10 protein-coding genes and 1 tRNA gene are annotated in these 16,865 nt (G+C 52.0%); 8 read left to right on the top strand and 3 right to left on the bottom strand.

Annotated features, from left to right (window positions below):
* Positions 1-21 precede the first annotated feature (21 nt).
* Entirely contained in the window at positions 22-2,556 is a 2,535-nt protein-coding gene (locus QV747_RS10445; protein WP_273430862.1) for a family 20 glycosylhydrolase, read from the bottom strand.
* Positions 2,557-2,765: 209 nt separating this feature from the next.
* Between QV747_RS10445 and QV747_RS10440 the strand changes: the two genes are divergently transcribed.
* Complete coding sequence (locus tag QV747_RS10440; RefSeq protein WP_273430864.1) at positions 2,766-3,644, top strand: AraC family transcriptional regulator; 879 nt, start codon at positions 2,766-2,768, stop codon at positions 3,642-3,644.
* A 218-nt stretch (positions 3,645-3,862) separates the two neighbouring features.
* Positions 3,863-7,816 carry a phosphoribosylformylglycinamidine synthase gene (purL, locus tag QV747_RS10435; RefSeq protein WP_273430866.1) on the top strand — a complete coding sequence of 1,318 codons (3,954 nt, stop codon included), beginning with the start codon at positions 3,863-3,865 and terminating at the stop codon, positions 7,814-7,816.
* A 79-nt stretch (positions 7,817-7,895) separates the two neighbouring features.
* Here purL and QV747_RS10430 read toward each other — a convergent pair whose 3' ends face one another.
* Positions 7,896-8,399: a hypothetical protein gene (locus tag QV747_RS10430; protein WP_028448473.1), complete on the bottom strand. Its 504-nt coding sequence runs from the start codon at positions 8,397-8,399 to the stop codon at positions 7,896-7,898.
* 188 nt (positions 8,400-8,587) lie between these two features.
* On the opposite strand from QV747_RS10430, the gene QV747_RS10425 reads away from it, so the two are divergent.
* A tRNA-Leu gene (locus QV747_RS10425) sits at positions 8,588-8,672 on the top strand.
* A 233-nt stretch (positions 8,673-8,905) separates the two neighbouring features.
* Here the strand turns inward: QV747_RS10425 and QV747_RS10420 are convergent.
* Positions 8,906-10,201, bottom strand: a complete 1,296-nt coding sequence (locus QV747_RS10420) for a hypothetical protein (RefSeq protein WP_273430869.1) — start codon at positions 10,199-10,201, stop codon at positions 8,906-8,908.
* 161 nt (positions 10,202-10,362) lie between these two features.
* Between QV747_RS10420 and QV747_RS10415 the strand changes: the two genes are divergently transcribed.
* From QV747_RS10415 to QV747_RS10395, 5 genes are read left to right on the top strand one after another with little or no spacing between them, the layout of a single operon-like run.
* Positions 10,363-12,765 carry a type I restriction-modification system subunit M gene (locus QV747_RS10415; RefSeq protein WP_273430871.1) on the top strand — a complete coding sequence of 801 codons (2,403 nt, stop codon included), beginning with the start codon at positions 10,363-10,365 and terminating at the stop codon, positions 12,763-12,765.
* Positions 12,756-13,946 carry a restriction endonuclease subunit S gene (locus QV747_RS10410; RefSeq protein ID WP_273430873.1) on the top strand — a complete coding sequence of 397 codons (1,191 nt, stop codon included), beginning with the start codon at positions 12,756-12,758 and terminating at the stop codon, positions 13,944-13,946. The genes QV747_RS10415 and QV747_RS10410 overlap by 10 nt, the downstream gene beginning before the upstream one ends.
* 22 nt (positions 13,947-13,968) lie before the next feature.
* The gene (locus QV747_RS10405) at positions 13,969-15,240 is read left to right on the top strand and encodes a hypothetical protein (protein WP_288791506.1); all 1,272 of its coding nucleotides are present in this window, start codon (positions 13,969-13,971) and stop codon (positions 15,238-15,240) included.
* A 29-nt stretch (positions 15,241-15,269) separates the two neighbouring features.
* On the top strand, positions 15,270-16,193 hold the full coding sequence (locus QV747_RS10400; RefSeq protein WP_273432690.1) for an endonuclease NucS domain-containing protein: 924 nt from the start codon (positions 15,270-15,272) through the stop codon (positions 16,191-16,193).
* A 10-nt stretch (positions 16,194-16,203) separates the two neighbouring features.
* Positions 16,204-16,863, top strand: coding sequence for a hypothetical protein (locus QV747_RS10395; RefSeq protein WP_273432688.1), 660 nt, complete (start codon positions 16,204-16,206; stop codon positions 16,861-16,863).
* Positions 16,864-16,865: the final 2 nt, after the last annotated feature.

Below are 16,865 nucleotides of genomic sequence, written 5' to 3'. Positions count from 1 at the left end.
TTTTATTGCTGCCGCAGTTAATTACACGCTAACCACGCGGCTGCGACGGTTACTGCTGCTAAACACCGCTACTTTCATTGTCGCCGTTGCCGCTACTGGGCCGGTGTACAGCGGCGACGCCGGAGTTGGGTCTGAGCCATCGGTGGTGTAGCGAATCGCCAAGCCTGGTGCCGCTACATTGGCATACAGCTGGCCGGCTTCCACTTTCACGCCTGGCAATGGGATGCGATAGCCGTAGCCACCAAAGCTTTCCCCACGGGGGAAGCCATCCAGACGTGGCAGCTCACGCTGGCCCAAACGGTTGGCAAACTCGTTCCAGTCTGCGTCCATTTTGGCTTGGCGCGCGGCCACATCGGCAATCGAAGTCCAAGCCGGGTCTTTCGCCCACGCCCGCTCAGCCAGCGCGATAATCCGTGGCATGGCCAGATATTCCAGCCGCGAACGATCACGGATATTTTCTGCCCACAACTGGCCTTGAATACCGATGATGTTTTTAATCCCTTCTGGCGTCAGGCGGACTTTGCTGGCGATATTGTCTTTATCCAGCGGCTTGCCAAACAGATTGACGGTCGCCGTGGTGAAAATATCCAGCGGTACAAATTCATACGCGCCACGGGTTTCGATAAAACCGCCCCAGTAGTAACCGGGCTCTAGCGGATCTTTGGCATAGGCCAGATCGAAGTAGAGGTTGGTGACGTTCGACAATACCGTTTTGTAGCCGGCGTTGGCCAATTGGTAAGCAAAGTCTTCCTGGCCCCAGCCCCATACGTTATTCCACACATACGGCCGGAAATTGGCGTTCACAAACTCAGGATTCGGGCCGTGCGTATGCTCGCCGTTGACTTCTTTTTTCACCAGCGCAATTTCTTCCCAGCCGCCAAATACCAGGCCATATTTCTTCAGCAGATCGCGGTAACGGGCGAGGAAGTAATTTTGCAGCTCAACGATTTTGGTCATGCCTTTTTCTTGCATAAAGGCCTGGCAAATCGGTGATTTTTCCCACGCGCCATTAGGCACTTCATCGCCGCCGGTGTGCATGGTGGTGAATGGCGCGCCAGCTTCTTCAAACATGGCTTTCACATCGTGCAGCACGGTTTCGATGAAGTTGTAGCACGACTCAAGCGCAATGCAGATCACATTGTCGTGCCATAGCTGCACGGATTCATACACCGAAGCGTCGTTAAAGTCGCACAGCAGGTATTGCTTGGCTTCGGCTTCGCGGCCTTCGGCCATCAAACGCGTGTAACGCACATTCATGGCTTTGATCGCGGCGCGGGCATGGCCTGGTACGTCGATTTCGGGCACCACTTCGATGTGGCGCGCGGTGGCGTATTTCAGGATTTCAATGAAATCGGCTTTGCTGTAATGGCCACTACCGGCTTTACCCGCTACGTCGCCGCCCGAGCCAAAGCATGGCACGAGGTTATCGGTTTCGTCCGCGGTGTAACCGCGCAAGCTACCAATCTCGGTCAGCTCCGGCAGGCTAGGGATTTCGAGGCGCCAACCCTCATCGTCGGTGAGGTGGAAATGGAATTGGTTGAGTTTATACAGCGCCATGCAGTCCAGCAGACGCAGTACTGTTTCTTTGCTGGTGAAGTTACGGCCCACATCCAGATGCAAACCACGATAGGCAAAGCGCGGCGCGTCTTGCACTTGGCAGGCGGCCACGGCCAGCTCGGCTTGCGGGTTCAGATACGCAGCAACTGGCAGCAATTGACGCAGTGATTGAATGGCATTGCACACGCCTGCGGCGCTGGCGCCGGTAAGCACGATGCCCTCTGCGCTCACTTGCAGCTGATAGGCTTCGCCTGGAGCCAGCGTGTCTTTCACTGCCACGGGCGCGATTTTCAGCTCAATCGCGGCCACGCCAGCCGGCTTGAAGGCGGCGCGTTGCAGCGTTTGCCCGCTGACATCTTTAATCGCAGCCTGCAATAAGGCGGCTTCATTCGCCAGCTCTGCACCATGCACAATATAGGTGCTGGCATTGATCACAAATTGCCCGGCACCGGCGGTATATTGCAGCGGCGTCGGGGTAATTTTGCTCACTGCTTCGGCCGGCAACAAGCTCAGGCCGGCGTTATCGGCAAAGGTCTTGCCGGCACTGGCAAGGGCAACTTCGTCGCTGTCATTGCGATTGCGCTGGCCTTCGGTGGCAAATGGGGCGATATGCGGGTCGCCAATCACTTGCATCTGCGCTTGTGGGGTATTGGGGTCGTACACAATGTAGAAACCGAGTGGCGCATCGGTTTCGCTAATCACCCAAAACAGGCCTTCATAATCAAAAGTGCGAGATTCGCCCGGTTGTAGCGGCGCGAAACCTGCAGCCGGCGCCAAGCTCCAGAAATCGCCGTTGATGTGCGTCACCAGCACGTTACCAGTGACCGTTTCGGGTTTGATTTTGCGGCAAGTGTTGAAGTACAACGCCCAGCCTGAGGCTGGCAGCACTTGATCTGACAGATTGGTCAGCGTGAGCGCGGCGAGAAAATTATCACCGTTGTGGGCATTGGCTTTACATGCCCAGGCTAAATGGAGGTGCGCACCAGCTGGCTTATTCATTATGTATTCTCCCTCAGGATGAAATAGTGGGTTGACCCTGCACCCAGACAGTGTAGAAGCGCGATGCGCGCTCTGCCAAGCCAAGGTCAGCCGCTGTCGCCCGAATGCTGCGCCAGCGCTGCTTGAGCGTATTTATAGACCGCAGCTGGCGCGGCTATTCCACTATCAGCCCAATTCACCCTACAATCAGCTCAAAAGGGGAAACAAGCATGTTGATACGGGAATGGATCGGTAATTCGCAAGGCCATGCATGGCGGCTGAATCATCATGTGGCCGCTGAGATTCCGTTTAATCTGCATTTTCACCCTGAATTTGAGCTTACCCTCACCTTGGGCGCGCAAGGGTTGCGGCAAATCGGCAGTGATCGCGCGCACTTTCAGCAATGTGATCTGGCGCTGGTAGCGCCCAACCAGCCGCACAGTTGGCAAGCCGGCCCACGGGCAGATGCCCGCGATATCGAGCTGCAAGTCGTCTTATTTCGCCTCGATTGGCTGGTCGCACTGGCCGAACATGGTCTGCCCGAGATCCGTCCGCTGTGCCAATGGCTGGCCAGCATTCGCCAAGGCGTGGTGTTTAGCCCCAGCTGCGCGCAAAGCCTGGCTCGCCAGCTGGCACATCTGCATGAACTACAAGGCCTGCAGCGGCTGACGACCTTGCTGGATATTCTGGCGGCGCTGCAGCACGACCGTGCCGCCCGCTTTATTGCCGGTGAAGCCACCGCGGCCACCCCTGATCGCCGCCTGGAGCGAGCGATGGCACATATGCAGGCGCATTTTCATACCCCGCTGACGCTGGATGAGGTGGCCACCGCCGCGGCCTGCAGCGTCACGACGCTTAAGCGCCTTTTTAGCCAGCAATTGCAATCGAGTTTCAGTCACGAACTGACCCGCCTGCGCATTGCCCACGCCTGCCAGCTTTTAGTGAGCAGTGAACGCGGCGTAGCTTGGGTGGCGGCGCAAAGTGGCTACCCGTGCAGCAGTCTGTTTTACCGGCATTTCCAAGCGCATACCGGCCAAACCCCGAGCGATTTTCGCCAGCACAGCTGCCTTGGGAAACCCACCCGGGGTATTGCCAGCCAGGCAAACTGATTCAAACCTCACAGAGCAATACCCTAAAAAGCGACTTTCGCCAGAGCTTTCGGCAACGCCCCACCGCCCCACAGATGCCCCTGCAAGGGTCTGCCAGTAGCATGACGCGCCTTGCAAGCCAGCGGTTTTGCGGCTAAGCAGATGTTTTCTTTCCCCTAAATCAAGGCAATTTTCGGTATCATTACGTACTTTTTGCCACATTTCTGGGTTAACAAGACATGGCCAATGTGCTCCAACTACGCGGCGGTACCGCGCTGTCACCGTTCCGGATTGAAAAACTCACCTCAGCGCTGGCCGCGCAAGGGCTGAGCGTCAACCTGTATGCCGAATACTGGCACTTTGCCGAACTGACTGCCGAACTAAGCCACGAAGAACACGCGGTACTGGCGCGCATTCTGAGCTACGGCGAGCCGGCGGCAGCCGAGCTGGCTAGCGGCACCCCGCTGTTGGTATTGCCCCGCTTGGGCACTATTTCGCCATGGTCTTCCAAAGCCACCGACATCGCACTGCACTGCGGTCTGGATGGCAAAATCGCCCGCATCGAGCGCGGCATGGCGCTGTACGCTAGCAAGGCCGATGGCCAGCCGCTGTCGACCGCCGAACAAAATCTGCTGCTGCCACTGATTCACGACCGGATGACCGAGCAGGTTTTCCGCGGTCTGGAAGCCGGCCACGAGCTCTTCCGCCACTTTGAGCCCAAACCACTGGAAACCGTGGATATCCTCGGCGGTGGTCGCGCCGCGCTGGAGCGCGCCAATGGCGAATACGGCCTGGCCCTGTCGGACGACGAAATCGAATATTTGGTGGCCAATTTCACCAAGCTGGGTCGCAACCCCAGCGACGTTGAATTGACGATGTTTGCGCAGGCCAACTCTGAGCATTGCCGTCACAAGATTTTTAATGCGAACTTCATCATCGACGGCCAAGCGCAAGACTACAGCTTGTTTGGCATGATTCGCGAAACGCACAAAGCCTCGCCAGAAGGCACGGTGGTTGCCTACTCAGACAACTCATCGGTGATCGAAGGGGCGCAAATCGAGCGTTTCTTCCCAGCCAGCAACGGCGCGGAATACGGCTTTGAAACGCAAAAAACCCACATTCTGATGAAAGTGGAAACCCACAATCACCCAACGGCGATTTCTCCGTTCCCCGGCGCAGCCACTGGCTCGGGCGGTGAGATTCGTGACGAAGGCGCCACCGGTCGCGGCTCGAAGCCGAAAGCGGGCTTGTGTGGCTTTACCGTTTCGAATCTGAATATCCCTGGCTATGTACAAGACTGGGAAGACCCGGCTTACGGCAAGCCAGATCGTATCGCTTCGGCACTCGACATCATGATCGAAGGCCCGATTGGCGCGGCGGCATTTAATAATGAATTTGGCCGCCCGAACCTGGCCGGTTACTTCCGTACCTTTGAGCTGGACGTGAACGGCGAGCGCCGTGGCTACCACAAGCCAATCATGATCGCCGGCGGACTGGGCAACATCAACGACGCCCACGTCACCAAGAACGGCCTGCCTGATGGCTCGTTGCTGATCCAGCTTGGTGGCCCGGGCATGTTGATCGGGATGGGCGGCGGTGCAGCATCGTCGATGGATACCGGCGCGAACGCGGCGGACCTCGATTTTGACTCGGTACAGCGCGGCAACCCAGAAATGGAACGCCGTTGTCAGGAAGTGATCGACCGCTGCTGGCAGCTGGGCGACAAAAACCCAATTCAGTCGATCCACGACGTGGGCGCGGGCGGCATTTCCAATGCCTTCCCAGAACTCGTGAACGACGCGGGCATGGGCGCGGTGTTTAACCTGCGCAAAGTCAACATCGAAGAACACGGCATGGCGCCGAAAGAAATCTGGTCGAACGAATCGCAAGAGCGCTACGTGCTCGGCATTCACCCAAGCGATTTGCTGACTTTTGAGGCAATCTGTGAGCGCGAGCGTTGCCCGTTTGCCGTGATTGGCCACACCACCACCGAGCGCCATCTGACTGTAGAAGACCCGCATTTCGGCAACAAGCCAGTCGATATGCCGATGGACGTGCTGCTGGGCAAACCACCCAAAATGACCCGCGATGTGGCGCGGGTTAAACCCGAGCTCAAAGTATTCGATTCATCGGCGCTGGATCTGAAAGAGTCGCTGTACAAAGTACTGCAACTGCCATCGGTGGCAGATAAATCATTCCTGATCAATATCGGCGATCGTACCGTGGGCGGCTTTACCGCACGCGACCAGATGGTAGGCCCATGGCAAGTGCCTGTGGCCGACGTAGCGGTCACCACGATGGGCTACAACACCCTGCAAGGTGAAGCGATGGCCATGGGTGAGCGCACCCCGCTGGCACTGATCAACGCCGCAGCTTCTGGCCGGATGGCCGTGGGTGAAGCGCTGACCAATCTGGTTGCCGCGCCGATCGCCAAACTGGGCGATGTGAAGCTTTCCGCCAACTGGATGGCCCCAGCGGGCCACCCGGGTGAAGACGCCAATCTGTACGACACCGTGAAGGCCGTGGGCTTGGATTTGTGTCGCCAGCTCGGCGTATCGATCCCAGTGGGTAAAGACTCGCTGTCGATGAAAACCGTATGGGAAGAAAACGGCGACAAGAAAACCGTGGTGGCGCCATTGTCACTGATCATTTCCGGCTTTGCGCCAGTAACGGACGTAACCAAAACGCTGACCCCACAGCTCTCTACCGAGCACGATACCGACCTGCTGTTGATCGATCTGGGCACCGGCAAATGCCGCCTAGGTGGCTCGGCACTGGCACAAGTGCACAATCAGCTGGGTAACTGGGCGCCGGATGTGGTGAGCGTCGAGCATCTGAAATCATTCTTTGCCACCGTGCAGCAGCTGAATCAAGACGGCAAAATCTTGGCTTACCACGACCGCTCTGATGGCGGCCTGATTGCCGCTGTGACCGAGATGATGTTTGCCTCGCATTGCGGCGTAACGCTGGAAATCGACGAGCTGTGTATTGACCGCCGCGTGCGTCAGCGTCAGCAACACGAAATCACACCGGAAGACGTGGCGCGCGCCGAAAACGGCCGCGTGATGGGCGTGCTGTTTAATGAAGAGCTGGGTGCGGTATTGCAAGTACGCCGTAGCGACACTGCCGCCGTGATTGCCGCATTTATGAAGGCGCAACTGGCTGGCGAGCTGCATGTCATTGGCACCACCAATTCTGACGACAAGCTGAAAATCAAAAAGCGCAATCGTCTGCTACTGGATGAATCACGCATCAGCCTGCATCAGGCTTGGAGCAAAACCAGCTGGCAAATCCAGCGTCTGCGCGACAATCCTGCCTGCGCAGATGCCGAATACGCCCGTATCGCCGACAAAGCCGACAAAGGCCTGTTTGCCAAACTGAGCTACAACCCAAGCGACGACATCGCTGCGCCGTACATTGCCAAAGGAGCGAAACCGCGGGTTGCCATCCTGCGCGAGCAAGGGGTGAATGGTCACGTGGAAATGGCTGCCGCCTTTACCCGCGCCGGCTTTGCCGCTACCGACGTACACATGAGCGACGTCATCAGTGGTCGCATCCAGCTGCGCGACTTTATGGGCCTGGCGGCTTGCGGTGGCTTCTCTTACGGTGACGTACTGGGTGCCGGCGAAGGCTGGGCCAAATCAATTCTGTTCAATGCCGCCGCGCGGGCGCAGTTTGAGGCCTTCTTCCAGCGGACCGACACCTTCGGTCTGGGTGTGTGTAACGGCTGCCAGATGATGGCGAACTTGTCGGGTATTATTCCGGGCGCCGAACACTGGCCAAAGTTCACCCGCAATCAGAGCGAGCAGTTTGAAGCACGCTTTGTGATGGTGGAAGTACCGCAATCGCCATCGCTGTTCTTCAACGGCATGGCCGGTAGCCAGATGCCCGTGGTGGTGAGCCACGGTGAAGGCTTTGCCAATTTCAGCCAGCAAGGTGATATCGGCCAGGCACTGGTGGCCATGCGCTACATCGATAGCCACGGCAAGCCAACCCAGCAATACCCGCTCAATCCAAATGGCAGCCCGCAAGGCATCGCCGGCGTCACCACCGCCGACGGCCGCTTTAGCATCATGATGCCGCACCCAGAGCGCGTATTCCGCACCGTACAAAACAGCTGGCATCCAAGCGATTGGAGCGAAGATGGCGCATGGTTGCGGATGTTCCGCAATGCACGTGCCTTCATCGGCTAAGCCCGGCACTGGCCGCGATGGCCAGTCAGCAAAAAGCCCCGCGCTGCGGGGCTTTTTTATTACTTAAAACGCGAAAAGCTTATTTTTGCTCTTCGATGTGCAGCTCGATCTCAACGTTCTCAGCTGAGTATTGGATTTGCGCCAACAGCACCGCATCAACGCAGTTAGCAAAGCGACGCAACACAATCGATTTAGCCAAAGCCGGGCCCATTTCTGAGCGGAATTCTTTCACATACTGCAGCGCACCCACGTGATCGCTTTCCAGCTCATCTTCGTAATCGCTGACGATGTCTTTTACTTTTTTGCGTACATCGCGCACTTCTTTAAACAGCTCGCTCGAAATCTCGCACAAAGCGTCAAACTGGAATGAAGCGTCTACCAAGCTGCCTGGCACCATATAACGGGCAAAGGTTTTTGAGCTGGCTTTCAGCAATTCAAAATGCTGATCTTCCAGAGTCAGTTTCAGCGGGAAATATTCTTCAACGGCAGACAGAGCTTGGCGAATGCCATCGTTGCTGCGCAGAGATTCTGGCAATTTGGTGCTGGCGCGAGCATAAACGCGATAGCGAGCGGAAGTTGTCATCACATATTCTCCAATGGGGTTGCGACACACTGTATAGCAAGAGTGTGACTGCCCTTTTAATGTGCATCAAGTCGGGCACGGCAAAGTCGCGATTTTGCAGACAGCACTAGACAAAGCGCCGCCGAGCCGTTAATATTCCGTTCCTCACGAAATGCATACCTCATTAGCGTTTGTGAGTGTTAGTTAGTGCGCGATTGGTGGAATTGGTAGACACGCAGCGTTGAGGTCGCTGTGCCGCAAGGCGTGCGAGTTCGAGTCTCGTGTTGCGCACCATCACCCTTTCCAAGGGTGTCCAAAGAAGTACGATAAGCCCCGTAAAACCTAGGTTTGCGGGGTTTTTTGTGTCCAACGCAATCCTACAGTTTACAACCAAGTCCAACTTCATTGTTGGTCTTTTTGTTGGTTCTTTTTTTGACCAACAATCACAACTACCCTGCTCGTTTTGTCATCCATAACTCAAACCATAGTGACAAAAGCAAACGTTAGAACAGCACATCAGTTGGTTGCTATGGCTTGGCTTTTGGAGTTTTGAGATTACTCCCTCTGGACTGACTAAACCTAGTACGCTCTTGAGGCTTTCCAATGAAAGCATAAGACCTTGGTCTACGCAGCACCACTTCACCGCCCTCACCTAGCTCGCCACTCTCTACCGAGCCTTGCTCCTCATCAGCTAGAGGATTCAAAACCTCGGCACGATGACGCCACACCAAGTCCTGCACCAAAACACTGCTTACTATGTCTTTGACTTTTTGATACCAACCATCTTGACCATATTGCAGCTTAGTAATAGGAAATTCCTCGCTTTTTTTTAGACCCCAGAATGAGACTGCATAACCACCAATTGAGTCAGGAACCACATCTCTTGCCCAGCACTCCCCCAGCTGCTTGCGGAGCAAACTTGGATCATCCACTTCATCCACTCGCAGAAAAAGAACCAACAGCAGTTGCACCCCCTCTTCTGCATACTCAACCTTCCAGATGCATCCATTTACCTTATCAGTCAGAGTCTTAAACCTACCCCCAAACAATTCAAACACATGATTTTTAGCTTGATGTAAATCGTAGTAGACCCTTCTGTTATTCTTATCAAAAATCGGATAAAACAACTTCAACTCAGCAACATATCGCTCAACACCATCCCGCACAAATGCATTCAGCTGCCTTTCAAGGCTTAAATAATTTTTATTAAAAGTCGCATCCCACGCCTTAATCTTCATTCCCAGTCGATTTGATTCGTTTTTTACATAGTCAATCATGTCGCTCAACACAGGTGCAAGCTCTATTCTTAATGCAGAAACAAGCTCAAGTTCACTTTTATACATGGACTTTTTGTAATGATTTCCCGCATACCCTCTCAACACATCCAGCAGCTGTACAAAACAAACGGAATTTAAAACGTACTCCAGCAATGGAGTAAAATCAAAATGAGTATCACTCAACGAAGGATAGCTTTCTGAAAGCAAATACCCACGATGAAGATCTTTAGCACCATCAAGGATCCCAACTTCCTCTCTCTCGACCTCCAACCAGAAGCCCTTCCGCCCCTTGACCATTTTGACCTCAAATGGCAACACATCAAGAAAATGAATCCCGGTACAATTTAGCAATTCAGAATAACGCGCATACTTTTTAACTTTATCAGCAAACAATATTATCTTCACAAATAGCGGTTCACTAAAGCCTAACCGCTCCACTCTTACACGATCTACAAATCGCCCCTCAAAATAAAAAACGCCTCTTAGAGTTCGCGGCTTTGATTCTGCTAGTTTGATTAAATACTTCTTTTTCTCCGCAGCTTTCACCCCAATCTCCCGCACACAAATTCTGCCTTCAGCATATCACCTCACTAACAACTTATAGAAAGTTACCCGTCAGCACGGTATGATAATACCCATCTTATTTTCGGCTAAACGTGGCGTTTTGCTTGCGTTTAATGCCATTGCAATACCTTACCGAGCACCTCATGGCCATCAAGAAATCTGAACTTTACTCATCCCTATGGAAAAGCTGCGACGAGCTGCGTGGCGGGATGGATGCCAGCCAGTACAAAGACTACGTACTGGTGTTGTTATTTGTGAAATATGTCTCGGATAAATACAGGGGCAGGGATTCGCTGATCGAAGTACCTGCAGGCGGTAGCTTTGCCGATATGGTTGCGCTCAAGGGCGACAAAGAGATCGGCGACAAAATCAACATCATTATCGCCAAGCTGGCCGAAGCCAACGATCTGAAAGGCGTGATCGATGTAGCCGACTTCAACGATCCAGATAAGCTCGGCAAGGGCAAGGATATGATTGATCGGCTCACCAACCTGATCAGCATTTTCGACAACCCCAACCTCAATTTCGCGGGCAACCGTGCCGATGGCGACGATATTCTGGGCGATGCTTATGAATACCTGATGCGCCATTTCGCCACTGATTCGGGTAAATCCAAAGGCCAGTTTTACACGCCAGCCGAAGTCTCACGCGTAATGTCAAAAGTGCTTAATCTGCACGAGGCCAAATCAGGCGATCAAACCATTTACGACCCGACCTGCGGCTCGGGCTCGCTGCTGCTAAAAGCGCACGACGAAGCTAAGCACGCCACCTCGCTCGATCTAACGATCTACGGGCAGGAAATGGACAACGCCACCAGCGCCTTGGCCAAAATGAACATGATCTTGCACGATTGCCCTACGGCAGAAATCTGGCAAGACAACACGCTGTCGCGCCCTTATTTCAAAGAAGCTGATGGCAGCCTCAAGCGCCACGACTTTATCGTTGCCAATCCGCCGTTTTCGACCAAAGCCTGGAGCAATGGCCTCAATCCGCTGGAAGACGAATACAAGCGCTTTGAATTTGGCGTGCCGCCCGAAAAGAACGGCGATTACGCCTTCTTGCTGCACATGCTCACCTCGCTTAAATCCACCGGCAAAGCCGCCGTGATTTTGCCGCACGGCGTACTGTTCCGTGGCGGGGCTGAAGGCCGCATCCGGCAAGAGATCGTGAGCCGTGGCTATATCAAAGCCATCATCGGCCTGCCTGCCAATTTGTTTTATGGCACCGGGATTCCGGCCTGCATTATCGTGCTGGATAAAGAGCACGCTGCCGCACGCAAGGGCATCTTTATGATCGATGCCAGCAAAGGCTTTCTCAAAGACGGCAATAAAAACCGCCTACGCGAACAAGACATTCACAAAATCGTCGATACCTTTACCCAGCAACACGAAACGCCCAAATACAGCCGCCTCGTGCCGCTGGCCGAAATCGCCGGTAATGATTACAACCTGAATCTGCCGCGTTACATCGACACCAGTGACGCCGAAGATCTACAAGACCTCGCAGCCCATTTGCGCGGTGGCATCCCAGATCGAGATATTGATGCGCTGCAAGCGTATTGGCAGGTATTGCCTGCTATGCGTTCACAGCTCTTTGCTGCAAGCCAATACCCTGACTACAGCAACCTCACTGTGGCCACCAGCGACATCAAAACCACAATTTTCAATCACCCCGAATTCATCGCCTTTAATGTTAATGCCAAAGCACATTTCAGCGGCTGGCGCGAACGAGTATTACCGCAGCTTAAAGGCATCAACCCCTACACCAAGCCTAAGCAGCTAATCCACACCATCGCAGAGGATCTACTGGCCAGCCATGCTGACCTCCCGCTAATTGATAACTACGACCTCTACCAGCACCTGCTCGACTACTGGGCCACTACGTTGCAAGACGACGTACAAATGGTGATTTCTGACGGCGGCTGGTTGGGTTGGAACAATGCCCCTTCTAATCCATCCCCCAATACCGATCTACTGCCCAAAGAGCTGATCATCTCCCACTACTTTGCCGCCGAGGCAGCACAACTGACCGAGCTGGAAAGCCAGCGCGATGACTTCACCCGCCAGCTCGAAGAAATGGAAGAAGAGCACGGCGCTGAAGACGGCCTGCTATGTGAAGCCAAAACCGAAAAAGGCAAACTCAGCGCCAAAAGCGTCAAAGATCGCGCTAAGGTGATTGCCAAAGACAGCAGCGCAGCCGAAGAGCTCGCCCAGCTCAAAGCATGGCTTGCCCTCTCTGAACTAGAGGCAGCCGCCAGCAAAAAGCTGAAAGACGCGCAAAAAACTCTCGACACCAAAGTCGTACAGCAATACCGCCAGATCAGCCAAGTGGAAGTTTGCAATCTGGTCGTCGAGCACAAATGGCTGGCCGCGTTAGAGGCCAGCGTACAGGGCGAGCTAGACCGCGTGAGCCAAACCTTAACGCGCCGCATCAAAGAGCTGGCCGAGCGCTACGTCACGCCGTTGCCGCAACTGGAAGCAGAAGTGGACGTACTCAGCGCCAAAGTGGCCGAACACCTGAAAAAAATGGGGTTGGCATGGAACTGAGCAAAGCCATCCCGCAGGGGTATAAGCAGACGGAAGTGGGGTTGATTCCAGAGGATTGGTCCACTCAAAAACTAGGCGACTTAGTCAGTATTACAAGCGGAGAAAGTCCATCCAAGTTTGATTTCCATACTTCCGGTTTACCTTACTTTAAGGTCGAACAATTGAATAATGGAGAAAAGTATGCTGAGTTGACTGACTACTTTATTCAATCCAACAAAGCAGTTCCTGCAGGCAGTATTATCTTCCCCAAAAGAGGGGCATCAATTCTATCAAATAAAATTCGCTTATTAAAAAATCCATCTTTCATGGATACTAATTTAATGGCTTTGACTACTCATGAGGTTTTAGATAGCGAATTTCTATTTTACTATTTAAATTTTTATGGGCTTGATAGTGTCGCAGACACAACATCAATACCACAAATTAATAATAAACACATTATTCCATATGTAATTTGCACTCCAAGCTTGCAAGAGCAAAAAGCAATTACAAAAGCGCTCTCCGACGTCGATACCTTGCTCGCTCAGCTCGACGCGCTGATCGCCAAAAAACGCGACCTCAAACAAGCCGCCATGCAACAACTCCTAACCGCCCAAACCCGCCTACCGGGATTTAGTGGAGAGTGGGAACTTCGGCCATTAGGGAGTATTTGCACATTAATTAATGGACGAGCATACGGGATTCATGAATGGAAAAATTCTGGTACGCCTGTAATTCGTCTTCAGAATTTAACTGGCGGTGAAAATTATTATCACTCAGATCTACAACTTCCAAGCCGTCAGTATTGTGAATATGGAGACCTACTTTTCATGTGGTCTGCGACGTTTGGCCCGCATATTTGGCTTGGCGAAAAAGCAATATTCCACTACCACATTTGGAAAATCGAAACAGATCCAAGCTCAACGGATAAATATTTTATTTATCATAAGCTTGAAGAAATAACCCAAGAATTGAAACAAAACTCCACGAATGGCGGAACAATGTTGCATTTAACAAAGGGCTTTATGGAGCAGCTCAAGGTCCTAGTACCACCAACACAAGAAGAGCAAACCGCCATTGCGGAGACCCTCTCCGACATGGACACCGAAATCACCGCCCTCGAAGCCCGCCGCGACAAAACCCGTGCCCTCAAGCAAGGCATGATGCAAGAGCTTTTAACTGGGAAAACTAGATTAATTTAAATTGATAAAATGGGCTAACCAAATGTCATCTGAATCAGCAAAAAAACTATCTAATAAACTTAGGGAACTATCTAAAGCATTACAAGGCTTACCGCAAACGTCCAAGCTTTCTGATAGTTGGTCATGGCAATCCCCATCACTCGACAAGAGAGATTTTGCTTTTATGGCCAGACTTCTGGCTGATAAAATTGATTCAGTTGACTGGGGTGATAACGAAGATGCAAAAGAGATTTTTGATGATCTAACCCCAAAAGTTGAAAATGCAACACAGCATTCAGCTGCAAATTTATTTTCAGGACCACAAGCTGGCGATGCTCTTTCCGCGTTTCTTTACAGCATTGAAGTGCAAATTGAATCTCAGCTAACCCCAGCCCAAATCAAAGCCTCCTTATTACTACCTTCTGCACTTAGTAGAAGCGCTACTGTAGCTCAAAAGCGCCTGGATGAAGCCACCACGACAATAGAGAACGTAGAAAATAAAGTAACTGCTATTAATGCCGCATTTGAAGCGGCACAGAATCTCCCTCTAACAATGGCCGATTTGAATTCCGCAATTAAGGAAATCGAGCTATCAAAACACAATGCAACAAAGTCAGAAGGTGAAGCCGAACGTCAACTAGCTGAAATAACCAAAATTAAAACCTCGCTGGAAGAAGTAAAAAAAGAAGCTAATGAAACTCTAAATCGTGTAAATCAAGCCTACAGGGCCGCAACATCGCAGGGTTTGGCCCAAGCGTTTTCAGAAAAATCAGCACAACTAAATCAAACTATGTTTTATTGGGCATTCATCTTATTGTGTGCGTTGCTGGTTGCTGGCCTGCTCGCACATGAGCGCTTCCCTCAAATTATTTCTGCAATTAAAGAAAAACCTGACTGGGGAATTTTACTAGTTAATTTAACGTTGGGGGCTGCTTCTATAGCTCCAGCGGTATGGCTGGCATGGGTAGCAACAAAGCAAGTTGGACAACGTTTTCGTCTGGCTGAAGATTATGGCTATAAAGCGGCATTATCAACAGCATATGAAGGCTATCGAAATGAAGCTTCAAGACTCGACCCGCTGTTTGAAGCTCAGCTATTTTCAACTGCGCTTGGTCGCTTAGATGAGTTACCTCTGCGCCTTATTGAACGGGATGTCCACGGAAGCCCAATGCATGAATTGTTAAAATCAGCAGAGTTTAAAGAAGCAATCGAGATCACACCGAACCTCAAAGAGAAAGTGATGGCGATTTTGAAAAAGGACGAAGAACCAAAAGCTCATAAAGCAGAAGCTCGTAAAGACGCTGTTGAAGCTTAATTCATTATCACCTAACACTGCAATTTGACATGAAAAACTACTACCGCGTCATGCTAGGCCGCAACTCGATGTACGCTGCCGATTGCTTTGCTGGCAACTTCATCGGAGCTCACTTTAGCGTTCACCAAGATTTACAGCCGCACCTCAGCGAAGATTGGCGCGAGTTTAATCACACCTTTGTGCCGCAATGGCTGGCAATCAACCCGAGCAAAAGCAAAGTCGCGGCGGGTTTGGCATGCGGTGCGCTGTGGACGGTATCGAAAGGCATTCAAAACGGCGACATCGTGCTCTGCCCCGATGGGCAGGGTACGTATCGCGTGGGTGAGGTATTGGCCGATTACCAATATCTGGCGGGTGAAATCCTGCCGCATCGCCGCGCCGTGCGCTGGTTCGCCGCGATTGCGCGCAGCGACATGAGCGAAGCGCTGCGTAACTCTTGCGGCTCGATTGGTACGGTCAGCACGATTAGCAAATACGCCAGCGAGATCGACAGCCTGCTCGGCCAGCAGGCCGCGCCTAAATTAGTTAGCACCGATCCCGAAATCGAAGACCCAACGTCGTTTGCGCTGGAAAAGCATCTGGAAGACTTTCTCGTCGCCAACTGGGCACAAACCGAGCTGGGCAAGGATTACGATATTTTCACCGAGGATGGCGAGCCCATCGGCCAGCAATACCCAAGCGATACAGGGCCGATGGATATTTTGGCGATCAGCAAAGACAAAAAGCAGCTATTAGTCGTCGAACTAAAAAAAGGCCGCGCCAGCGACGCCGTTGTCGGCCAAGTGCTGCGCTATATGGGTTTTGTGATGAGCGAGCTCGCCGAAGAAAACCAAACCGTACGCGGCGCAATCATCGCGCTAGAAGACGACCAACGAATTCGCAGGGCGCTGGCTGCAGTGGGGAATGTGGATTTTTATCGGTATCAGATTAGTTTTAAGTTAAATAAAAACTAAAGGTTTGACAATGAAAAACTATTGCCGCAAATCTAAATATAAAAAGGACGCAAGCAGCTTTATCTATCACCCTATCTTCAGAGCATTTGCACTAACCTTGGCTCTCTTTACTCCATTTCTAGCTTTGATAGAAGCATGGATTTCTGGACTTTTCTTTCAAAGCTCAAGCCTTGCATATACACAGAAAATTTCATATGCACTTTTATTCACAGTATTTCCAGCAATGCTGCTTCTCTTGGCTTGTTTTGAACGTTTTTACAACATCCTTCATTTGCCTTATCTTTTTGATATTGAAGAGCATGTAAACACCAAAAAGAAATTCCTCGATCTCTGGTGGTCGCACTTCTCAGAAACCACGCGGATTTTTTTATTTATGGCCATTTCAGCCTCCGTTGCTGCTGTAATACGGCCCTCACCATGGTGGGGAGTCATTTGGATTGGAGTAACACTAACGATCGCCAGCTTGTTATGTATAGTTTTTTGTATTAAGTATGGTTATGGATTTGTTAGCATTGCAAATGCTCTTGGGGAAGAGCTTAATCTAAGCAAGATACAACAGGGAATGCTTGTTATCTTTACCACCCTCTCTTTGATGTTTATTAATGCACTTGCATTTTGGGCCGTGGGCAGCATTTCAATAATAAAAATTGCCCAGCATTACTCTCAGTAACT

It is taken from the genome of uncultured Chitinibacter sp., assembly GCF_945957625.1.
Lineage (GTDB): Bacteria > Pseudomonadota > Gammaproteobacteria > Burkholderiales > Chitinibacteraceae > Chitinibacter > Chitinibacter tainanensis.
Note: the sequence above shows the minus strand (reverse complement) of the source record. Positions and strands in the feature narration are given on the sequence as shown.

Excerpts from the sequence above, each read along its gene's own strand:
- QV747_RS10400 (WP_273432690.1), top strand. The coding sequence starts at position 15,270 with ATGAAAAACTACTACCGCGTCATGCTAGGCCGCAACTCGATGTACGCT.
- QV747_RS10405 (WP_288791506.1), top strand. The coding sequence starts at position 13,969 with ATGTCATCTGAATCAGCAAAAAAACTATCTAATAAACTTAGGGAACTA.
- QV747_RS10415 (WP_273430871.1), top strand. The coding sequence starts at position 10,363 with ATGGCCATCAAGAAATCTGAACTTTACTCATCCCTATGGAAAAGCTGC.
- QV747_RS10430 (WP_028448473.1), bottom strand. The coding sequence starts at position 8,399 with ATGACAACTTCCGCTCGCTATCGCGTTTATGCTCGCGCCAGCACCAAA.
- purL (WP_273430866.1), top strand. The coding sequence starts at position 3,863 with ATGGCCAATGTGCTCCAACTACGCGGCGGTACCGCGCTGTCACCGTTC.
- QV747_RS10440 (WP_273430864.1), top strand. The coding sequence starts at position 2,766 with ATGTTGATACGGGAATGGATCGGTAATTCGCAAGGCCATGCATGGCGG.
- QV747_RS10395 (WP_273432688.1), top strand. The coding sequence starts at position 16,204 with ATGAAAAACTATTGCCGCAAATCTAAATATAAAAAGGACGCAAGCAGC.
- QV747_RS10445 (WP_273430862.1), bottom strand. The coding sequence starts at position 2,556 with ATGAATAAGCCAGCTGGTGCGCACCTCCATTTAGCCTGGGCATGTAAA.
- QV747_RS10410 (WP_273430873.1), top strand. The coding sequence starts at position 12,756 with ATGGAACTGAGCAAAGCCATCCCGCAGGGGTATAAGCAGACGGAAGTG.